The sequence below is a fragment of the Arthrobacter sp. Y3221159 genome (genome assembly GCF_059089885.1).
The window spans coordinates 126,067-144,336 of record NZ_JBNHFC010000008.1 but is presented as its reverse complement, the minus strand read 5'-3'; the positions used below and the strand labels follow the sequence as shown (position 1 = coordinate 144,336).

General features: G+C 65.5%; 17 protein-coding genes. 14 read left to right on the top strand and 3 right to left on the bottom strand.

Annotated features, from left to right (window positions below; translation table 11 throughout):
- Positions 1-37: 37 nt before the first annotated feature.
- The 9 genes from AC5RT3_RS10345 to AC5RT3_RS10305 all read left to right on the top strand — a co-directional run bounded on the left by AC5RT3_RS10345 (position 38) and on the right by AC5RT3_RS10305 (position 10,212).
- On the top strand, positions 38-589 hold the full coding sequence (locus AC5RT3_RS10345; protein ID WP_494050751.1) for a F0F1 ATP synthase subunit B: 552 nt from the start codon (positions 38-40) through the stop codon (positions 587-589).
- On the top strand, positions 589-1,416 hold the full coding sequence (locus AC5RT3_RS10340) for a F0F1 ATP synthase subunit delta (protein WP_494050750.1): 828 nt from the start codon (positions 589-591) through the stop codon (positions 1,414-1,416). Before AC5RT3_RS10345 ends, AC5RT3_RS10340 begins: the two co-directional genes overlap by 1 nt.
- A gap of 78 nt (positions 1,417-1,494) precedes the next feature.
- Positions 1,495-3,132, top strand: a complete 1,638-nt coding sequence (gene atpA, locus AC5RT3_RS10335; RefSeq protein WP_493975827.1) for a F0F1 ATP synthase subunit alpha — start codon at positions 1,495-1,497, stop codon at positions 3,130-3,132.
- A gap of 72 nt (positions 3,133-3,204) precedes the next feature.
- Complete coding sequence (locus AC5RT3_RS10330; protein WP_493975826.1) at positions 3,205-4,095, top strand: F0F1 ATP synthase subunit gamma; 891 nt, start codon at positions 3,205-3,207, stop codon at positions 4,093-4,095.
- Between the two features lie 78 nt (positions 4,096-4,173).
- On the top strand, positions 4,174-5,628 hold the full coding sequence (atpD, locus tag AC5RT3_RS10325; protein WP_493975825.1) for a F0F1 ATP synthase subunit beta: 1,455 nt from the start codon (positions 4,174-4,176) through the stop codon (positions 5,626-5,628).
- Between the two features lies 1 nt (position 5,629).
- Positions 5,630-5,914 carry a F0F1 ATP synthase subunit epsilon gene (locus AC5RT3_RS10320; protein ID WP_493975824.1) on the top strand — a complete coding sequence of 95 codons (285 nt, stop codon included), beginning with the start codon at positions 5,630-5,632 and terminating at the stop codon, positions 5,912-5,914.
- Positions 5,915-5,924: 10 nt separating this feature from the next.
- Complete coding sequence (locus tag AC5RT3_RS10315; protein WP_494008635.1) at positions 5,925-6,356, top strand: DUF2550 domain-containing protein; 432 nt, start codon at positions 5,925-5,927, stop codon at positions 6,354-6,356.
- 5 nt (positions 6,357-6,361) lie between these two features.
- Positions 6,362-7,675, top strand: coding sequence for an alpha/beta hydrolase (locus tag AC5RT3_RS10310; RefSeq protein WP_494124081.1), 1,314 nt, complete (start codon positions 6,362-6,364; stop codon positions 7,673-7,675).
- Positions 7,657-10,212 carry a bifunctional lysylphosphatidylglycerol flippase/synthetase MprF gene (locus AC5RT3_RS10305; protein WP_494124080.1) on the top strand — a complete coding sequence of 852 codons (2,556 nt, stop codon included), beginning with the start codon at positions 7,657-7,659 and terminating at the stop codon, positions 10,210-10,212. The genes AC5RT3_RS10310 and AC5RT3_RS10305 overlap by 19 nt, the downstream gene beginning before the upstream one ends.
- Positions 10,213-10,367: 155 nt before the next feature.
- On the opposite strand, the gene AC5RT3_RS10300 is transcribed toward AC5RT3_RS10305, so the two are convergent.
- On the bottom strand, positions 10,368-10,571 hold the full coding sequence (locus AC5RT3_RS10300) for a cold-shock protein (protein WP_133346276.1): 204 nt from the start codon (positions 10,569-10,571) through the stop codon (positions 10,368-10,370).
- Positions 10,572-10,869: 298 nt separating this feature from the next.
- Positions 10,870-11,565, bottom strand: coding sequence for an endonuclease NucS (gene nucS / locus AC5RT3_RS10295; protein ID WP_494008632.1), 696 nt, complete (start codon positions 11,563-11,565; stop codon positions 10,870-10,872).
- Between the two features lie 106 nt (positions 11,566-11,671).
- On the opposite strand from nucS, the gene AC5RT3_RS10290 reads away from it, so the two are divergent.
- Entirely contained in the window at positions 11,672-12,028 is a 357-nt protein-coding gene (locus AC5RT3_RS10290; RefSeq protein WP_494008631.1) for an Rv1322 family protein, read from the top strand.
- A gap of 44 nt (positions 12,029-12,072) precedes the next feature.
- Positions 12,073-12,873 (top strand): alpha/beta hydrolase, encoded by an 801-nt coding sequence (locus tag AC5RT3_RS10285; RefSeq protein ID WP_494124079.1) that lies wholly within the window; start codon positions 12,073-12,075, stop codon positions 12,871-12,873.
- 16 nt (positions 12,874-12,889) lie between these two features.
- Here the strand turns inward: AC5RT3_RS10285 and AC5RT3_RS10280 are convergent, their stop codons facing one another.
- The gene (locus AC5RT3_RS10280) at positions 12,890-14,203 is read right to left on the bottom strand and encodes an AI-2E family transporter (protein WP_494008629.1); all 1,314 of its coding nucleotides are present in this window, start codon (positions 14,201-14,203) and stop codon (positions 12,890-12,892) included.
- Positions 14,204-14,394: 191 nt separating this feature from the next.
- On the opposite strand from AC5RT3_RS10280, the gene AC5RT3_RS10275 reads away from it, so the two are divergent.
- The 3 genes from AC5RT3_RS10275 to AC5RT3_RS10265 are packed head-to-tail and all read left to right on the top strand — an operon-like array spanning position 14,395 to position 18,252.
- Positions 14,395-16,107, top strand: a complete 1,713-nt coding sequence (locus AC5RT3_RS10275) for a DUF8094 domain-containing protein (RefSeq protein ID WP_494124105.1) — start codon at positions 14,395-14,397, stop codon at positions 16,105-16,107.
- A 52-nt stretch (positions 16,108-16,159) separates the two neighbouring features.
- A complete protein-coding gene (locus AC5RT3_RS10270) occupies positions 16,160-17,155 on the top strand; it encodes a co-chaperone YbbN (protein ID WP_494124078.1) in 996 nt (331 codons plus the stop codon).
- Positions 17,155-18,252, top strand: coding sequence for an NADH:flavin oxidoreductase/NADH oxidase (locus tag AC5RT3_RS10265; RefSeq protein ID WP_494008627.1), 1,098 nt, complete (start codon positions 17,155-17,157; stop codon positions 18,250-18,252). Before AC5RT3_RS10270 ends, AC5RT3_RS10265 begins: the two co-directional genes overlap by 1 nt.
- The last annotated feature ends 18 nt before the right edge of the window (positions 18,253-18,270 follow it).

Genomic DNA, 18,270 nt, shown 5'->3' with positions numbered 1-18,270 from the left:
AACTTACAGAACCGAGTAGAAAAGGACGGGTGAAAAAATGGCTCAGCTGATCATCTCAGCCGCCACTGAGGGCGAAGTCAATCCCCTGATGCCCAACATCTGGGAAATGGGCGTTGTCCTCGTGGGCTTTGCCATCCTCATGTTCATCGTGGTCAAGTTCGTTGTCCCGATGTTCGAAAAGACCTTCGCCGAGCGTGCCGAGGCTATTGAAGGCGGCATTGCAAAGGCTGAAAAGGCCCAGGCTGAGGCGTCTGCTGCACTCGAAGAGTACAAGCAGCAGCTGACCGACGCCCGCGCCGAAGCCAACCGCATCCGTGAGGAAGCCCGCGCGGAGGGTGCCCAGATCCTTGCGGATCTCAAGGAGAAGGCAGCTGCAGAGTCTGCCCGCATCACCGCGCAGGCCCACGCACAGATCGAATCCGAGCGCCAGGCGGCCGTTGTGTCCCTGCGTTCAGAGGTAGGCACCCTGGCCACCACCCTTGCCGGCCGCATCGTAGGCGAATCGCTCAACGACGATGAGCGCGCAGCACGGGTAGTTGACCGTTTCCTGGCAGATCTGGAGACCCAGAACGCAGGTGCAGCAAAGTAATGGCAGGCGTATCGAGCGAATCGCTGGCAACAGGGCTGGCCGCGCTGGAAGCCAAGCTTCCCACCGCGTCGCTGCAGCTGGCAAAGGAACTCTTCGGAATTCTGGAAATGGTGGACAGCTCGGCTGGCTTGCGCCGCGCCCTGACTGACCCGTCGCGTTCAGGTGACGAAAAGTCGGCGTTGGTCAGGCAGCTGGTTGGCGGAAAAGTCTCCGCTGATGCTGCAGAGATCGCATCCGGACTGGCCAGTTCACGCTGGGCATCGGCGCGCGATATCGGCGATGCACTCGAGACTCTTGCCGCAACGGTGGTCATTTCCGTTGCTGAAAACAAGTCGGCCGTTTCTGCCTCCGGAATCACTGGCCTGGAAGAGCTGGAGAACGAACTGTTCTCCTTCAACCAGGCTGTTGCCTCCAGCCACGAGGTACAACGTGCTCTGTCCGAGCCGCAGGCCAGTGCAGCCGCCAAGGCTGCCCTCGCCGCGAAGCTGGTGCCCGGGGTGGGTGAGGAAGCAAAGGTCCTCATCACCCAGGCAGTTTCCCAGCCCCGGGGCATCAAGCCCACCCGGCTCGTTGAACGGTTCGCCGAACTGGCGGCCAAGCGGCAGCAGCGCTGGATTGCAACGGTCAGCGTGACCCGTCCCCTGACGCAGACGCAGCTGGAACGCCTCCAGGCGGGCCTGAATGCTCTGTACGGGCGGGAACTGAAGATCAACGTCAATGTTGATCCAGCACTCATTGGCGGAATTCGCGTCCAGGTCGGTGACGAAGTGCTCGACGCTTCGGTCATCACCAGGCTGGGCGAGCTGCAACGCCAGCTGGCCGGCTAGCCGGACAAGCACCAACAAACTGATAGAAACCCCGGTCACCTTCACGGTGATCACAAAACAGGAGAGCAGGGACTGCAGATGGCCGAATTGACCATCAACGCCGACGACGTCCGTATTGCGCTGAACGAGTTCGCGGCGTCCTACGAACCCGGAAACGCAGAGCGCGTAGAGGTCGGCCGCGTAACCACCGCTAGTGACGGCATCGCCCGTGTTGAGGGCCTCCCCTCGGTCATGGCGAATGAGCTGCTGCGCTTCGAGGACGGCACCCTGGGCCTCGCCCAGAACCTCGACGTCCGTGAGATCGGCGTCATCGTCCTCGGCGACTTCACCGGCATCGAAGAAGGCCAGGAAGTCCACCGCACCGGACAGGTTCTGTCCGTGCCCGTGGGCGACGCCTTCCTCGGCCGCGTAGTGGACCCGCTGGGCGTGCCCATCGATGACCTCGGCGAGATCAAGGCCGAGACCACCCGTGCCCTGGAGCTCCAGGCTCCCGGTGTCACCCAGCGCAAGTCGGTGCACGAGCCGATGCAGACCGGACTCAAGGCAATCGACGCCATGATTCCGATCGGCCGCGGCCAGCGCCAGCTGATCATTGGTGACCGCCAGACCGGCAAGTCCGCCATCGCGATCGACACCATCATCAACCAGAAGGCGAACTGGGCTTCCGGCGATGTGACGAAGCAGGTTCGCTGCATCTACGTGGCAATCGGCCAGAAGGCGTCCACCATCGCCGCCATCCGCCAGACCCTTGAGGACAACGGCGCGCTGGAGTACACCACCATCGTGGCGTCCCCTGCCTCCGACCCCGCAGGCTTCAAGTACCTGGCACCGTACGCCGGTTCGGCCATCGGCCAGCACTGGATGTACGGCGGCAAGCACGTCCTCATTGTGTTCGATGACCTGTCCAAGCAGGCCGAGGCCTACCGTGCAGTGTCGCTGCTCCTCCGCCGCCCGCCGGGACGCGAAGCCTACCCGGGTGACGTCTTCTACCTGCACTCCCGCCTGCTGGAGCGTTGTGCGAAGCTCTCCGACGAACTGGGTGCCGGTTCCATGACGGGCCTGCCGCTGATCGAAACCAAGGCGAACGACGTATCGGCGTACATCCCGACCAACGTCATCTCCATCACCGACGGCCAGATCTTCCTGCAGTCGGACCTCTTCAACGCCAACCAGCGCCCCGCCGTTGACGTGGGTGTCTCGGTGTCCCGCGTGGGCGGTGCCGCACAGGTCAAGTCCATGAAGAAGGTCTCCGGCACCTTGAAGCTGGACCTGGCCCAGTACCGCGACATGCAGGCATTCGCCATGTTCGCCTCGGACCTGGACGCCGCATCCCGCCAGCAGCTGACCCGTGGTGCCCGCCTGATGGAACTGCTCAAGCAGGGCCAGTACTCGCCGTTCCCGGTCGAGAACCAGGTTGTCTCCATCTGGGCCGGAACCAACGGTTACCTGGATGACGTTCCGGTTGAGGACATCAGCCGCTTCGAACGCGACTTCCTGGACCACCTGGGCCGAAAGTCCTCGATCCTCACCACGCTGGCCCAGACCAACGTGCTGGACGACGACACCGTTGCAGCTCTGAAGTCCGCAATTGTGGACTTCAAGAAGGGCTTCTTCGGTGAAGGCGACAACCACCTGGTGGGCGCCGGCCACGAGGAACACGACGCCATCTCCGAGGGCGACGTTGACCAGGAAAAGATCGTCAAGCAGAAGCGCTAGTTCCGCTCACCGGGTGTGCCGGGCCTCAGGGTCCGGCACACCCGGTTTACGGAATGTTAGGAAAGGATAAGTATGGGAGCCCAGATCCGGGTCTACCGCCAGAAGATCAGCTCGACCACGTCGATGCGCAAGATCTTCAAGGCGATGGAACTGATCGCTACCTCGCGCATCGGTAAGGCCCGGGCGCGCGTAGCAGCTTCACTGCCTTACGCGAACGCGATCACGCGCGCCGTTTCTGCTGTCGCAAGCCAAAGCGAAATCGACCACCCGCTGACCACCGAGCCGGAGCAGATCCGCCGTGCCGCAGTCCTGGTAATTACCTCGGACCGTGGCCTTGCAGGATCCTACTCCGCCAGTGTCCTCAAGCAGGCGGAAGGTCTCAACGAGCTTCTCCACGCTGAAGGCAAGGAAGTCAAAACCTACCTCGTGGGCCGGAAGGCACAGGCCTACTTCGACTTCAGGAACCGCCAGTACGCGCGGGTCTGGACCGGAGGAACCGACGCGCCCGAGTTCGGCACCGCCCGTGAAATCGGCGACGCGCTGCTGGCCGATTTCGCCGCAGACTTCGAGGACGGTGGCGTGGACGAGATTCACGTCGTCTACACGCGCTTCAAGTCGATGGTGAGCCAGGAACCCACGGTCATCCGGCTGCTGCCCCTGGAGGTAGTGGAAGAGGAAGCCGCCTCCGAGTCGGACCTGCTGCCGCTGTACGAATTTGAGCCGGAGACGGAGCGGGTTCTTGACGCACTGTTGCCGCGTTACATCGAATCACGCCTGTTCGCAGCCATGCTGCAGGCCGCGGCGTCCGAACTGGCTGCCCGCCAGCGCGCGATGAAGTCGGCAGGGGACAACGCCACGGACCTGATCAAGAAGTACACGCGTCTGCGCAACACGGCCCGCCAGGCCGAGATTACGCAGGAGCTCTCCGAGATTGTTGCCGGCGCCGACGCCCTTGCGTCGTAACCCGGCCACGGTTCCGCTGAACCTGCACCACCACAGATAAACTTAACCCCACGCCATCTACTGAGTGAAGTGAGAGAGATGACTGCCACTGCTACCGAAAACGTAGCCGCAACGACCGGTGCCACCGGCCGCATTGCGCGCGTCATCGGCCCGGTTGTCGACGTCGAATTCCCGGCTGACGCAATCCCGTCGATCTATAACGCACTCACCACCGAGATTACTCTCAACGGTGAGACCAAGACCATCACGTTCGAGACGTCCCAGCACCTGGGTGACAACCTCGTCCGCGCCATCTCCCTGCAGGCAACCGACGGCCTGGTCCGCGGCACGTCCGTGGTGGACAGCGGCGCACCGATCTCCGTGCCCGTCGGCGACGGCGTCAAGGGCCACATCTTCAACGTCCTGGGCCAGCCCCTGGATGTTGCCGAGTCGGAATTGGAAATCAGCGAACGCTGGCCCATCCACCGCAAGGCTCCTTCCTTCGCCTCGCTTGAAGGCCAGACCGAAATGCTGGAAACCGGCATCAAGGTGATTGACCTTCTCACCCCGTACATCAAGGGTGGAAAGATCGGCCTCTTCGGCGGCGCCGGCGTGGGCAAGACCGTCCTGATCCAGGAAATGATCACCCGTGTTGCCCGCAACTTCGGTGGTACCTCGGTATTCGCCGGTGTTGGTGAGCGTACCCGTGAAGGTAACGACCTCTGGGTCGAAATGGAAGAGGCCGGCGTTCTGAAGGACACCGCCCTTGTGTTCGGCCAGATGGACGAGCCGCCGGGAACGCGTCTGCGCGTGGCCCTGTCCGCCCTGACCATGGCGGAATACTTCCGCGATGTCCAGAAGCAGGACGTGCTGCTCTTCATCGACAATATCTTCCGCTTCACCCAGGCCGGTTCCGAGGTTTCCACGCTTCTGGGCCGTATGCCGTCCGCCGTGGGCTACCAGCCCAACCTGGCTGATGAGATGGGCCTCCTGCAGGAGCGCATTACCTCCACCAAGGGCCACTCCATCACCTCGATGCAGGCCATCTACGTTCCCGCAGATGACTACACCGACCCGGCGCCGGCAACCACCTTCGCCCACCTCGACGCGACCACGGAACTTTCCCGTGAAATCGCATCCCGTGGTCTTTACCCGGCTGTTGACCCGCTGACGTCCACTTCCCGAATCCTGGATCCCCAGTACATCGGCCAGGACCACTACAACACGGCTGTCCGTGTCAAGCAGATCCTGCAGAAGAACAAGGAACTCCAGGACATCATCGCCATCCTCGGCGTTGACGAACTGTCGGAAGAGGACAAGATCGTCGTGTCCCGTGCACGCCGCATCCAGCAGTTCCTGTCACAGAACACCTACACCGCCAAGCAGTTCACCGGCGTCGAGGGCTCCACGGTTTCCATCAAGGACACTGTTGAAGGCTTCGCAGCCATCTGCGACGGCGAGCTCGACCACATCGCAGAGCAGGCGTTCTTCAACGTCGGCGGCCTCGATGACGTTGAGCGCCAGTGGGCCAAGATCCAGGAACAGACCAAGTAACATGGCTGAGCTACAGGTTGAGATTGTCGCAGCGGACCACTTCGTGTGGTCCGGAGCGGCCAAGATGGTCAAGGCCCGCACCAGCGATGGTGAAATCGGAATCCTGCCCGGCCACTCGCCCCTGCTGGCGATCCTGGCCGAAGGTGAGCTGGCCATCCAGCCGGTGTCCGGTGACCGTATCGCAGTAGCTGTCGACGGCGGGTTCTTCTCCGTGGACAACAACCGCGTGGTTATTGTTGCTGACAACGCCCACCTGGGTGAGTCGGCTACCGCTGGGATCCGCTAGCATCACCTTGATGGACGCATCTAGTCTTCCGTTCATCGCACTGGCAACCGCTTTCGGATTGCTGATCTTTGCACTGTGCCTTTCGGGGGTACGCCGCTTCAACCTGCGGCGTGCCCTCGGCACGGTGGACGCCTCCATCTGCATGGCTGGAAACAGCTGGCAGATGGGGGTTTGTCGTTATCAGGACAACGACCTTGAGTGGTTTCGGCTGCTCTCGCTTAGCGTCCGGCCCAAACACAAGTTCAAGCGGCACTCGCTTGAACTCCTGGGCCGCCGCAAGCCCACTGAGGCCGAGGCCGTCAAGGTCCAGCCCGACGTCGTGATCGTTGAACTGCGCTATGAAGGCCAGGACCTCCGGCTCGCCATGAAGTTCGACGCCTACACTGGCCTCTCCTCGTGGCTGGAGGCCGGACCGGTCATCGGCGTGGGGACCTGGCGCTAGCCGGCGTGGACTGGTTCTTCGACGCCAGGCTGATTGACGGCCCCCTGTACTGGGCAGCCCTCGTCCTGGGTGCCGCCGGGGCCGGCTACCTCCTGCTGCCGCCCCCTTCGTCCCAGACCGGACGCCGCTGGATCTTCCGCATCATCGCGGCCGCAGCTGCCGCCTTTGCCCTGGTGGCCACTGTCCACTGGGCTCTCATCAACGTTTTCACCGTCTTCCCCGAGAACATCCCGGACACCGTCCTGCTCTGGGTGGTGCCCGCCGTCGCCGCCGTGCTCCTGGGCCTGATGCGCCTTCCGCATACCAGTTGGCCGCGCCGCGGGACCGCCATCCTGGCCGCACTCCTGGTGGTCGCGCTGTCTTCGGTGCAGATCAACGCCTACTTCGGCCTGAACAGGACTGTCAGCGACCTTTTGGGAACAACCCTGTCGCGGATTCCTACCCTTGAAGCCGGGCTGATGCGCCAGCCCGGCCAGCCTGACGGCGCGATCCTAGACGGCTGGAGCCCGCAGGGGGAACTTCCGGCCGGGGGAGCCCTTCGCAGGGCCTCCATTCCCGGAACCCTGTCCGGGATGGACACGCGGGAAGCCTACATCTATATGCCGCCCGCGTACTTCGCCCCCAACCGCCCGGCGCTTCCGGTCCTGGTCCTGATCGCGGGCCAGCCGGGCGGCCCGGCGGACTGGCTGACGGGCGGGACCATCCAGGCCCACATGGACTCCTACGCCGCAGCAAACGGCGGGGTGGCGCCGGTTGTGGTGATTCCCGACCCCAATGGTTCCCAGTCGGCCAACACCATGTGCATGGACAGCCGGATTGCCCGTGCGGATACCTACCTCACCAAGGATGTCACCGGGTGGATCAGCTCCACGCTCGTGGTGGACACCAACCACAGCCGCTGGGCAACGGGCGGTTTCTCGTTCGGCGGCACCTGCGCGCTGCAACTGGCCACGCGGCACCCGGAACTCTTCCCTGCGGCACTGGCATTCTCCGCGGAAGCCGAACCGGCCATCGCCAAGGAACGGCAGAAAACCATCGACGCCGCCTTCCCCGGTAATCCCGAGGCCTTCAACCGGCAGACGCCGCTGGCCATCATGCAGCAGCAAAGGTTCGAAGGCAGCGGCCTCTACCTGACGGCCGGACAGAACGATCCAGAGTTCGTGGGGTACCTGCGGACGCTGGCGGCCGCAGCGGAAAAGGCAGGTTTCACGGTACGGGCCTACGAGGTGGAAAACACCGGCCATTCCTGGGACACGTCATCGCGGCGGATTGCGGATGCCCTGGATTTCCTCATGGACAGATGGGGGCTTCGGCGGTGAGCTCCGGGAGGGAGGTCCGCACCGCAACACTGGCGTGGGACACCGTGATCCGGCCAGCACTGGCCCGTGCCGCCGGCGAGCTGCGGTCCGTGCCGTTCAGCCTGTGCGTCCTTGCGGTGTTCCTCACTACCGGCGCACTAACAGGCAGCTTCCTGGCGGGGCCTCCGGAGCACCTGCTGGAACTGGCCGGCGTGAGCGGGCCCGGTCTCCGTGGTGGCAACTGGTGGCAGCTCTTCACCAGCCTCTTTTTCGCCACCAACCCCTTGGCGTACCTGGCAGCGTCACTGATGATCATCGTGCTGCTGGGGCTTGCGGAGCGGAAACTGGGGTCCCGGGCAGCGGCCGCCCTGCTGTTCGGAGGCCAGTTTGCCGCGGTGACACTATTCCTGCTCATCACCCAGCTGGCTGCGTACGGCGGAGACGGGTGGCTGGACCAAATGGCGGACGACATCCTGATCGGGCCCTACGGTCCGGTCCTTGCTGCAGGGCTGGCCGGCAGTGCACGGCTGCCGGTGCTGTGGCAGCGGCGGCTACGGACGGCCGTGATCTCCGTTTCGCTCCTGCTGGTCCTGTACGTGGGGCACGCCGAAACGGTCATCGGCCTGCTTGGCGCCCTCCTCGGCCTCCTGGCTGGCTGGTGGATCCAGGGCGACCAGGGCCACCTGCACCGGCACCGGTCAACGGGCCGGGAGGCGAGGAACCTCCTGGCACTGACCGTCGCCGTCTTCGCTGTCGGACCTATCCTCACCGGAATAGCGCGTGCGCCCACCGGGCCGCTGGCACTGCTGCGCGACGTGGTGCTGAACCCGATGCCCACACTCAGCCAGCTCGCACTGAACTGCGGGGCAACCGTTGAGGCCTCCTGCCTGGAAGCGGGACGTGCAGGATTCGCCGGCCCGTTCGGGCTGGCCCTGGCCGTTGTGCCGGTCCTCCTGCTGCTGATCTGTGCCGACGGCATGCGCCGGGGCCGGAGGCTGGCACTGAACATCGCCATTGCCATCCAACTGGCCGTCACGGCACTGGCGGCCGTCTATCTCGCCCTCTTTGCGCTGGTGCCCTCGCGTCCGCAGGGGCCGCAGGCGGCACCCATGGGATCGGCCTTCGCGCACGTGCTGCCGCTCGTCGTCGTGCCCCTCCTGCTCGCCGTGGTCCTCTGGCTCAACCGGCGGCAGTTCCGGGTGCAGACGCTCCCTGCTGCCCGCCGCACGCTGGCCCTGGTGGTCGGCGGCACATGGGGAGTCCTGGCGACCGCCTACGCCGGCGCATGGTTCTGGTCAGGCGGCCTGGAGCGCGACGGCGGGCTGCTGGGACTTTACGCCGAGCTCGCCAGGCAGTACGTCCCGGTTCCCATCCCGCAGCACTACCACCGGGTTTTTGCCGACCGGAACAGCGTGGAGGCAGTCCTGTTTGCCTACTCGGGCCCCGTGTTCTGGGTGGTGGCACTGGTGGCGGTGTGGTGGGTGCTGATTGGACACCATGGCCATGACTCCGGATGGCAGGACCGCGCCAGGGCGCGGGAACTGCTGCACCAGGGCGGCGGCCCGCTGTCCTGGATGGCACTGTGGGAGCCCAACACCTACTGGTTCAGCCCGGACGGGCAGGGTGCAGTTGCGTACCAGCGGCACGGCAGCGTGGCATTGACCCTGGGCGGGGCAATAGGACCAGCACAGTCACAGCCGGCCGTCACCGAGGGGTTCCTGGCCTATTGCCGCAGCCACGCCCTGATCCCGGCGCTCTACTCCTGCGACGGCTCCATGTGGCCGGCGCTGCAGGAGCGCGGGTTCGCCCGGGTGCCGGTTGCGCAGGAGACCCGGCTCGCCATCAGGGAGCTGGAGTTCAAGGGCAAGGAATGGCAGAACGTCCGGACCGCGCTGAACCGGGCGGCAAAGCTGGGGGTTGAGGCGGTGTGGGGCCCCTACCACGCGCTGCCGGCCTCACTGCGGTCGAAGCTCAACGAGGTCTCGGAGGAGTGGGCGGCCAACAAGTCCGTCCCCGAAATGGGCTTCACCCTGGGCGGGGTGGACGAGCTGGACGACGACGAGGTCCTGTGCTGCCTGGCTGTGGACGGCAACGGCACGGTCCATGGCGTGACCAGCTGGCTTCCGGTGTACGACGGCGGGCGGCTGGTCAGCAGGACGCTGGACGTCATGCGGCGGGGTGCGGAAGGATTTCCGGGCGTCATGGAATTCCTCATCGCCTCGGCCGTGCTGGAGCTGCGCGGATCAGTGGAGGTGATTTCCCTGTCCGGCTCGCCGCTGGCCAACCACGGCGTCGCGAACGACAGTACCGGGGACCGGGACGGGGCCGAAAACCTGGTCCGCATCCTCGACCTTGTGGGGCATGCTTTGGAGCCGGTGTACGGCTTCCGTTCCCTGGCCGCGTTCAAGTCCCGGTTCAAGCCCGAGTACCGCGCGCTGTACCTCTACTACCAGGACCCGCTGCACCTGCCGGCGATCGGCCGCGCGCTGACCCGCGCGTACCTGCCCGGGCTTTCCCTGCCGCAGGGAGCACGGCTGGTCAGCAAACTGGTCAAGTAAGGACAATTCACAATAGGTGTAAAACTTGCGGCCGGGATGCGGGAAAAAGCATATCGAAACGCGAAACGAAGCACCCATAAAAAATGATCCCCGGCGGCAATTGCCGGGGATCATTTTATTACTGCATATCGCCGAAGCGGGTATGCGGCGGGGGATTAGACCAGCGTCACGCCGGTAGCCTGGGGGCCCTTGGCTCCCTGGCCGATCTCGAACTGAACGCGCTGGTTCTCATCGAGGGTCTTGAAGCCGTTGGTCTGGATCTCGGAGTAGTGAACGAAGACATCACCGTCGGAGTCATCCGGGGTAATGAAGCCGAAGCCCTTTTCAGCGTTGAACCACTTGACGGTTCCCTGTGCCATTTATTTCTCCTCATTGTGGAACTTTTTTAAGATCGGCACACCTCGTACCGGCCTTGGTCACTCCGCGAGAAGAATCCTGAATTCCGGGCCCTATTCGGGGATCCGGGTTGCAGGAGCTTCGCGCTCGCAACATGTCTTGCGAGCATGAAAAACACCTACACAAAGACTGAGACAAGAATTTCATGCCTCTTCGCGCCGGTCAACGGTTTTTGCGGTGAAAGGGCCAAAATTTAGGTTAAAACCGGGTTAAATGCCTTGTCAGAAGGCTTTGGGATTGACCGGGCGCGAATGTGACAGGTCAGAAAAGGCGCGATTCACTGTCATCGACGCCGCGCATTGCGTCGTAGTCCAGGGTGATGCAGTCGATGCCGCGGTCAGTTGCCAGCACCTTCGCCTGCGGCTTGATCTGCTGGGCCGCAAAGATTCCGCGCACGGGTGCAAGCAGGGGATCGCGGTTGAGCAGTTCCAGGTAGCGCGTCAGCTGCTCCACGCCGTCGATGTCGCCCCGGCGCTTGAGCTCGATGGCCACGGTGCCGCCGTCCGCGTCCCGCGCCAGGATGTCCACCGGTCCAATGGCAGTGAAGTACTCCCGGCGGATCAACGAGTAGCCGGCACCGAGGGTTTCGATCTGTTCGGCAAGGAGCCGCTGGAGGTCGGCCTCCACGCCGTCCTTGATGAGTCCGGGGTCCACCCCCAGATCGTGGGATGATTCGCTCAGCTTTTCGTGGATGTTGATGATGAGACGGTCATCCGTCTTCGCCGACTGGACGGTCCACTGCTCCACCACCCCCAGCTCAAGGTCCACGTCCTCCGGGGAGGAGACCCGCAGAGTGGCGGGCGGGCTCATCCAGTTGAGCGGCTTATAGGATCCGCCGTCCGAGTGAACCAGTACGGAGCCGTCCGCCTTGACCAGGAGGAGCCTGGTGGCGAGGGGGAGATGGGCTTTGAGCCGGCCAACGTAATCAACGGAGCATCGGGCTATGACAAGTCGCACGCGGTACAGACTACCGCCTGCAGCCTTGCGGCCAGTTCCCGACGGCGGCACGCACGGCGGTTCCGCGGACGCGGCCCGACACGCACGGCTGGGGCAGAATGGATGCATGCCGCGTTCCAACCGTCCCCGCCGTCCTGCCTCCGGAAAAGGTGCAGCTACGGGAAAATGGGGTGCGGGGAAAAAGGGCGGCGGGGAGGTTCCCGAGCTGGACCTGGAACGGGCCCGGGCCGGCATCGCCCGCCGGGAAAGCGCTCCTGACGGCGAATGGATGGTTCGCACTATGACGGCCAGGAACGCCGAAAAGACGTACATCTGCCCGGAATGCTCCACCGCCGTGCTGCCGGGGGTGGCGCACCTGGTGGTCTGGAAGGACGACCACCTCTTTGGCGCCGCCGCCGGACTGGCGGAGCGGCGGCACTGGCACACCAACTGCTGGATGTCGCGCAGTTACCGTTACCGCTGACCGGAGCGGGCGGAGGGGCCCCTGCTGTCGCTAAGCTGGCAGGCATGACTTTTGATCCGGCGTCGTATGAATTCACCCGCGCCCAGGGCCCCGCTCCCATCCGTGCCGCCACCGTCCTGCCCGCCCGGCGTGAGAACGTGGAGCTGCAGACGGACGACGGCCACACCCTGGTGGGTGAGCTCGCGCTGCCGGAATCGGGGCCCGTCCACGCCACGCTCATCACCCTGCACCCCCTTCCCACGCACGGCGGTTTCATGGATTCGCACGTGTACCGCAAGGCCTCGTACCGCTTGCCGGCGCTGGCAGGCGTGGCAGTCCTCCGCTTCAACACCCGCGGCACGGCATCCCCGCGCGGCACCAGCTCGGGTGCCTTCGAAGAAGGAATCGGGGAACGGTACGACGTCGAGGCGGCGGTGCGGTTCGCCGTCGAACGCGGCCTGCCCAACCGGTGGCTGGTGGGCTGGTCCTTCGGCACCGAACTGGCGCTGATGTACGGCGCGGTGGAGCCCGTGGCATCGCAGGTGGAGGGCGCCGTCCTGCTATCGCCGCCGTTGCACCGTGCCACGGACAAGCACCTGCAGCAGTGGGCGGAATCGGGCAAGCCGCTCACCGTCCTGGTTCCCGAGCACGACGACTTCCTCCAGCCGGCCGAGGCGGCCGCACGGTTCAGCCTGGTGCCGCAGGCGCGGGTGGTGGGCGTCGACGGCGCCAAGCACCTGTGGGTGGGGGAGAAGTACGCAGCCCGGGTCCTGAACGAGATCGTGGACGACGTCACCGAAGCCGGCTCCGGGGCTGCCGGGCTGGCGACGGAATGGGACGGTCCGTCGGCTACTGCTTCGGCCTAGGCTGCAGGGGCGGGATTCAGTGTTGGTCCTGCCGGACGATGTAGATCTCCCGGATCAGCAGCAGGACGGCCGCTGCCGTGGGAATGGCGATCAGGGCGCCGAGGACCCCCAGCAAGCTGCCGCCGGCGATGACTGAAATGACTGCCACCGCCCCCGGCACTGCAACAGCCTTTTGCATGATCCGCGGCGAGATGAAGTACGCCTCGAACTGCAGGTAGGCGAAGTAGCAGATGGCGTAAACCGCGGCCGTCTGCCAGCCCTCCGTCAGGGAGACAAGCAGCACCACCACGGCGGCAATTAGGCCGCCAACCAGCGGGATGAAGGCGAGCAGGGCAACGACGAAGGCCAGCAGCAGGGCGAAGGGAATGCCCAGGATGGACATCACGACGAAGGCGAAGGTGGCATTGAGGAGCGCCACGCAGGCCTGGCCGATCACGTAGTTGCCCACAGACCGGGTGATCTCCTCGGACAGGGCCTCCACGCGGTGGCGGCGGGAGCGGGGAGCCAGCCGGTACCCCCACTTCTTCATTGCCGGCAGGGCCGCCAGGAAGTACAGGCTCAGCACCAGCACGATCAGGGCCCCGAACAGGCCGTTCGCCACAGTGGAACCGAAGCCCACCACGCCGCCGAAAATGCCGCCCACCGCCGCGGGGTCGTTGACGAACTTGTCCAGTTCCTCCGCCACCCGGTCACGGACGCCGAACTGGTCGTCAAGGCTGCGGAAGAACTCGGAATTTATGAAGTCGCGGATCCATATCGGCGCCTGCTCCACGATTTCCGTCACCTGCTCCACGATGGTGGGGATCAGCGTGGCAAAGAAGCCGACGACGGCGCTCACCAGGACAGTCACCGACACCAGGATGCCTGCCGGACGCGGGATCTTGCGGTTCTCCAGCCAGCCCACCACCGGTTCCAGGCCCAGGGCGATGAACAGGGCCGCCACGATCCACAACAGCAGCTGCGTGGTGTTCGAACCGATCCAGTAGACCAGCAGGGCAAGCCCCACGCCCACGGTTCCCATGAAGCCCATATAGAGAGGATGCTGCGGCGACATCCGTGGGCCGGGGCGGCCGAACTGCGGGCGTACATCGCCGTCAGGGTCGGTGGTGGTGACTTCGTGCTCCTGGACGTACTCCGGCGGCATCTCGAACCGCAGCCTCGGCTGGGCACCCGGCAGCGGCTGGCGAAGCCGGCGGGCCACAAAACCGAGCGCCGCCGCGGCAGTGCCCTTCCTTCGGGCGTGCGGGGCTCCCTCGGGTGCGGCTGCCGGTGGCTCCTGGCCCCCGGGATTGTTGGATGCCGCGGAAGACTCGTCCGTCTTGTCAGTCACTGGTTTTGAGGGCCTGTTCCGTGCGTGGCGCCGCGTCAACGGGCCAATGTGATGATCATCGCAAACACTATCAGCAGCCTTGTCAACAGCTGCGGACGGGGGCGGTCCGTGGCATATTGCGGAGGCGGCAAGCGCACCCAATCCGGGGCCCTGGTAACAAAACGGTTACTATGGGAAGCAAACCCCCGCTGATGATAGGTGTTCCCTTGCGTTTAAAGACTGCAGTCGCACTTGTGCTGCTCGGCCTCCTGACACTTTTGGCCGGTATCGGCCAGAGAACCATCTGGGCCCCTTCCGAGACCTTCACGGCAGCCGCGCCGGCCGATACGGCGGAAGCGCCGCTGACCGTCATTGACCAGAACCTGCGCACCCTGCATGGCGGTACCGTCAAGATCAGCATCGAGGGCGACGGCAACTTCCTGCTCGCCGCCGGCCGGCCGGATGACGTCGACGCCTGGGTTGGCCAGTCCGCGCACAACACCATCAGCGGTGTTTCGGAGGACGGCAAGTCCCTGCAGGTTGAGCACACCGACGGCGAAGCTACCGCCCCCAACCCGGCAGGCTCCGACCTTTGGGTTTCCAGCGAAAATGCCAGCGGCGAACTCGAATATTCGTGGACCCCTCCGGCAGACGGCGACTGGACACTCCTGCTCGCCTCCGACGGAACAAAAGCCGCCCCGGCCTCCGTCTCCATGACGTTCCCCAACGACACTTCCACTCCCTGGGCCGTTCCGCTGATGCTGCTTGGGTCCCTCCTGATCCTTGCAGGCATTGTGCTGGCACTGCTGTCCGCGCGCAAGCGGAACGGTGAAGGCGATGGACAGGGCAGCGGCTTTGCACAGCGCGCCCGTGCCCGGAGCCAGTCGGGGGCCGGATCTTCCAAGGTAACCTCGCGCGCCAGCATGGTGGCTGCGGGCATCACCGCAGCGGTCCTCGCGGGTTCCGGCACTGCCGCGTACGCGGCCACGCCGGCTCCGGAAGCCAGCGGTTCGCCGTCGGCACCAGCTGCCCCGGAGGCCGGATCGCCGGTCCTGCTTGACGCCCAGTTCCGCCGGATCCTGGAGCAGGTCTCCAGCGCCGTCGACGCCGGTGATGCCGCCAAGGACGCGGGCCAGCTTGCCGAGCGCGTGGGCGGCACCGAGCTGGAAGTGCGCACCCAGAACTACAAGATCCGCTCCCAGGTAGGCTCCTACGAAGCCAGGATGCCGGTGCGGTCCACCAAGCTGCTCACCACCGTGGTCACCAGTGACCGCGACTGGCCCCGCTCCGTCCTGGCCGTGACGCAGGGCGACGGCAACGTGGTGCCACAGCTGCTGACCCTGGTCCAGCCCTCGCCGCGCGAGAACTACAAGCTCGTGGAAACCACCCCGCTCCAGCCCGGCGCCACGTTCCCCACCATCAGCCGCGGCGGCACGGACACGCTCGCCGCCGGTGACAAGACCGGCCTGCTGTACAGCGGGGAAGAGGCACTCTCGGGCCTCGCCGACCGCCTTACCACTCCCGATTCCGCCTTCAAGGACAAGCTTGTTGAGGGCGAGTCCTCGCCGTACATTGCTGACACGCTGTCCTACCAGGCAGAGGTGGTCAAGGCCGGCGAGAACGGCAACTTCTCCTTCACCCACAAGGTGGTACCGGAAAGCACGGTGGTCTTCCGCACCGATGACGGCGGGGCGCTGGTCCTGGGCCGGATCAACTTCGGTTTTGAAGGCACCCCGAAGGCTGCCGGCGACAAGCTGACCATCGGCGATGATGCAGCAGCCCTGGCCGGTGGCAAGGAAACCACCACGGGCATGGTGCTCAACTTCGCCGAGTCCATGGCGGTGTACATTCCGCCTGCCGGCTCCACCGACCCCATGAAGCTCGTCGCGGCAACCCGCGGCCTGGTCGGCGCCAGCTTCAAGTAGCCCCGGCACCGCATTACTTCCGGCAGCGGCCGGAGTGGCTAAAGTGGAAAGCATGAGTTCGCCTGCTTCCCGCCCAGTCCCTCCAGCCGCTGCCAGCCTGCTTAACCTGCGCGGCGCCGTCGACCTTTCCTCCCTGAAGCAGCGCCCGGCCGCGCCTGCCGGAACCGGTGCCGCCGCTGGTACCGGCGGGTTTGGCAACGGCGGACCGGAGGAGACGCAGCCCGGCGGACCGGACCTGAGGGTCAACGTCACGGAGGCCAACTTCCAGCAGCTGGTGGAACTTTCCGCGCAGGTCCCCGTGGTGTTCGCCCTGTGGGCCCCGTACTCGCCGGAGTCCACAGGGATGCTGCAGACGCTGGACAGCGTGGTGAAGAGCTACAGGGGCCGGCTTGTCCTCGGCGCCGCCGATATCGAGGCGTTCCCCCAGCTGGCCCAGGCATTCCAGGTGCAGGCGGTGCCTACCGCCGTCGCCGTCCTCAGGGGACAGCCCGTGCCGCTCTTCCAGGGCAGCGCGGACGAGCAGCAGGTGCGTGCCCTGTTTGATGAGCTGTTGAAGGTGGCTGCGGCGAACGGCGTGACCGGCAGCCTGAACGCCGGCGCCGGCGAAGAATCCGAACCCGCGCCCCTGCCGCCACTGCACCAGGCCGCCTACGACGCTATCGAGGCGGGCGACTTCGACGCTGCCGCGGATGCCTACCGGCAGGCGCTCAAAGAGATGCCCTCGGACCACGAGGCCAAGGCAGGGCTTGCCCAAGTGGAGCTGATGGCACGCCTGCAGCCGCTGTCGGCCCAGGACGGCGAGTCCGTCCGCACGCTCGCCGCCAACGAGCCGGACAACCTGGAAGCCCAGCTGGCTGTGGCGGACCTGGACATCGCCGGCGGACACGTGGACGACGGCCTGAACCGCCTGGTGGCATTCATTGGGAGGAACTTCGGTCCGGAGCGTGAGACCGCCCGCATCCGCCTGCTGGAACTCTTCGACGTGGTTGGCGCATCCGACGAACGCGTTTCCAAAGCGCGCCAGGCCCTGGCGAGGGTCCTCTTCTAGTGCCGGGCCTGTTCGATCCGCTGAAGCTCCGTTCCCTGGAGCTCCAGCACCGCGGCTGGCTGTCACCCATGTGCCAGTACAGCTGCGATCCCGACGTCGCGCCGGGGGTTCCCAACGACTGGCACCTGATGCATCTGGGTTCCTTCGCCGCCGGCGGGGCCGCGCTGCTGCTCACCGAGGCGGCTGCGGTGGGCGCGGAGGGCCGCATCAGCCCCCGCGACGCCGGGCTCTACAACGATGAGCAGGCCGAAGCGTGGCAGCGGATCACCACGTTCGTGCACCGTCACGGAGCGGCCGGCGCGAAGATCGGGGTACAGCTGGCGCATGCCGGGCGGAAGGCGTCCACGTGGTGGCCCTTTTCCGGCAGGCACGGGAGCGTGGCAGCATCCGACGGCGGCTGGGGCACGGTGGGCCCGTCGGCAGTGGCCTTTGACGGCTACGAGGTTCCAGCCGCGATGACAGCGGAACAGATCCAGGCGGTCATCGCCGACTTTGCAGCAGCGGCGAAACGCGCGGTGGAGGCCGGCTTTGACACCGTGGAGATCCACGGCGCGCACGGCTACCTGCTGCACCAGTTCCAGAGCCCGCTGACCAACCTGCGCACCGACGAATGGGGCGGGAACGAGGCCGGCCGCAACCGGCTGATGCTTGCCGTTGTCGATGCCGTGCGGGACGCCATCCCCGACTCGATGCCGCTGCTGCTGAGGATTTCCGCCACCGACTGGGCCGAAGGCGGCATTGACCTGCCGGCCTCCGTCCGCCTGGCACGGCAGGCAGCGGGACGCGGCGTGGACTTGATTGATGTGTCCAGCGGGGGAGCAGTGGCCCACCAAAGGATCACTCCCGGTCCCGGATACCAGACCGGATTTTCCGAGGCCATCCGCAAGGAGGCCGGCATCCCCACCGGGACGGTGGGCCTGCTGACCTCAGCCGGGCAGGCCGGGCATGCCATCGCTACCGGACAGGCCGATGCCGTGCTGATCGCCAGGGCCGCGCTCCGCGACCCGCACTGGTGGCTGCGTGCGGCCTTCGAACTGGGCCATGAAATCGGTTGGGCTCCCCAGTACGAGCGGGCGCTGCCGCGGCGCAGCTTCTGAGTATGTCCGGAGAGGATC

What these genes read in the sequence shown, in the direction of transcription:
- AC5RT3_RS10345 (WP_494050751.1), top strand. Translation starts at nt 38, where the DNA reads ATGGCTCAGCTGATCATCTCAGCCGCCACTGAGGGCGAAGTCAATCCC.
- AC5RT3_RS10340 (WP_494050750.1), top strand. Translation starts at nt 589, where the DNA reads ATGGCAGGCGTATCGAGCGAATCGCTGGCAACAGGGCTGGCCGCGCTG.
- atpA (WP_493975827.1), top strand. Translation starts at nt 1,495, where the DNA reads ATGGCCGAATTGACCATCAACGCCGACGACGTCCGTATTGCGCTGAAC.
- AC5RT3_RS10330 (WP_493975826.1), top strand. Translation starts at nt 3,205, where the DNA reads ATGGGAGCCCAGATCCGGGTCTACCGCCAGAAGATCAGCTCGACCACG.
- atpD (WP_493975825.1), top strand. Translation starts at nt 4,174, where the DNA reads ATGACTGCCACTGCTACCGAAAACGTAGCCGCAACGACCGGTGCCACC.
- AC5RT3_RS10320 (WP_493975824.1), top strand. Translation starts at nt 5,630, where the DNA reads ATGGCTGAGCTACAGGTTGAGATTGTCGCAGCGGACCACTTCGTGTGG.
- AC5RT3_RS10315 (WP_494008635.1), top strand. Translation starts at nt 5,925, where the DNA reads ATGGACGCATCTAGTCTTCCGTTCATCGCACTGGCAACCGCTTTCGGA.
- AC5RT3_RS10305 (WP_494124080.1), top strand. Translation starts at nt 7,657, where the DNA reads ATGGGGGCTTCGGCGGTGAGCTCCGGGAGGGAGGTCCGCACCGCAACA.
- AC5RT3_RS10300 (WP_133346276.1), bottom strand. Translation starts at nt 10,571, where the DNA reads ATGGCACAGGGAACCGTCAAGTGGTTCAACGCTGAAAAGGGCTTCGGC.
- AC5RT3_RS10290 (WP_494008631.1), top strand. Translation starts at nt 11,672, where the DNA reads ATGCCGCGTTCCAACCGTCCCCGCCGTCCTGCCTCCGGAAAAGGTGCA.
- AC5RT3_RS10285 (WP_494124079.1), top strand. Translation starts at nt 12,073, where the DNA reads ATGACTTTTGATCCGGCGTCGTATGAATTCACCCGCGCCCAGGGCCCC.
- AC5RT3_RS10275 (WP_494124105.1), top strand. Translation starts at nt 14,395, where the DNA reads ATGATAGGTGTTCCCTTGCGTTTAAAGACTGCAGTCGCACTTGTGCTG.
- AC5RT3_RS10270 (WP_494124078.1), top strand. Translation starts at nt 16,160, where the DNA reads ATGAGTTCGCCTGCTTCCCGCCCAGTCCCTCCAGCCGCTGCCAGCCTG.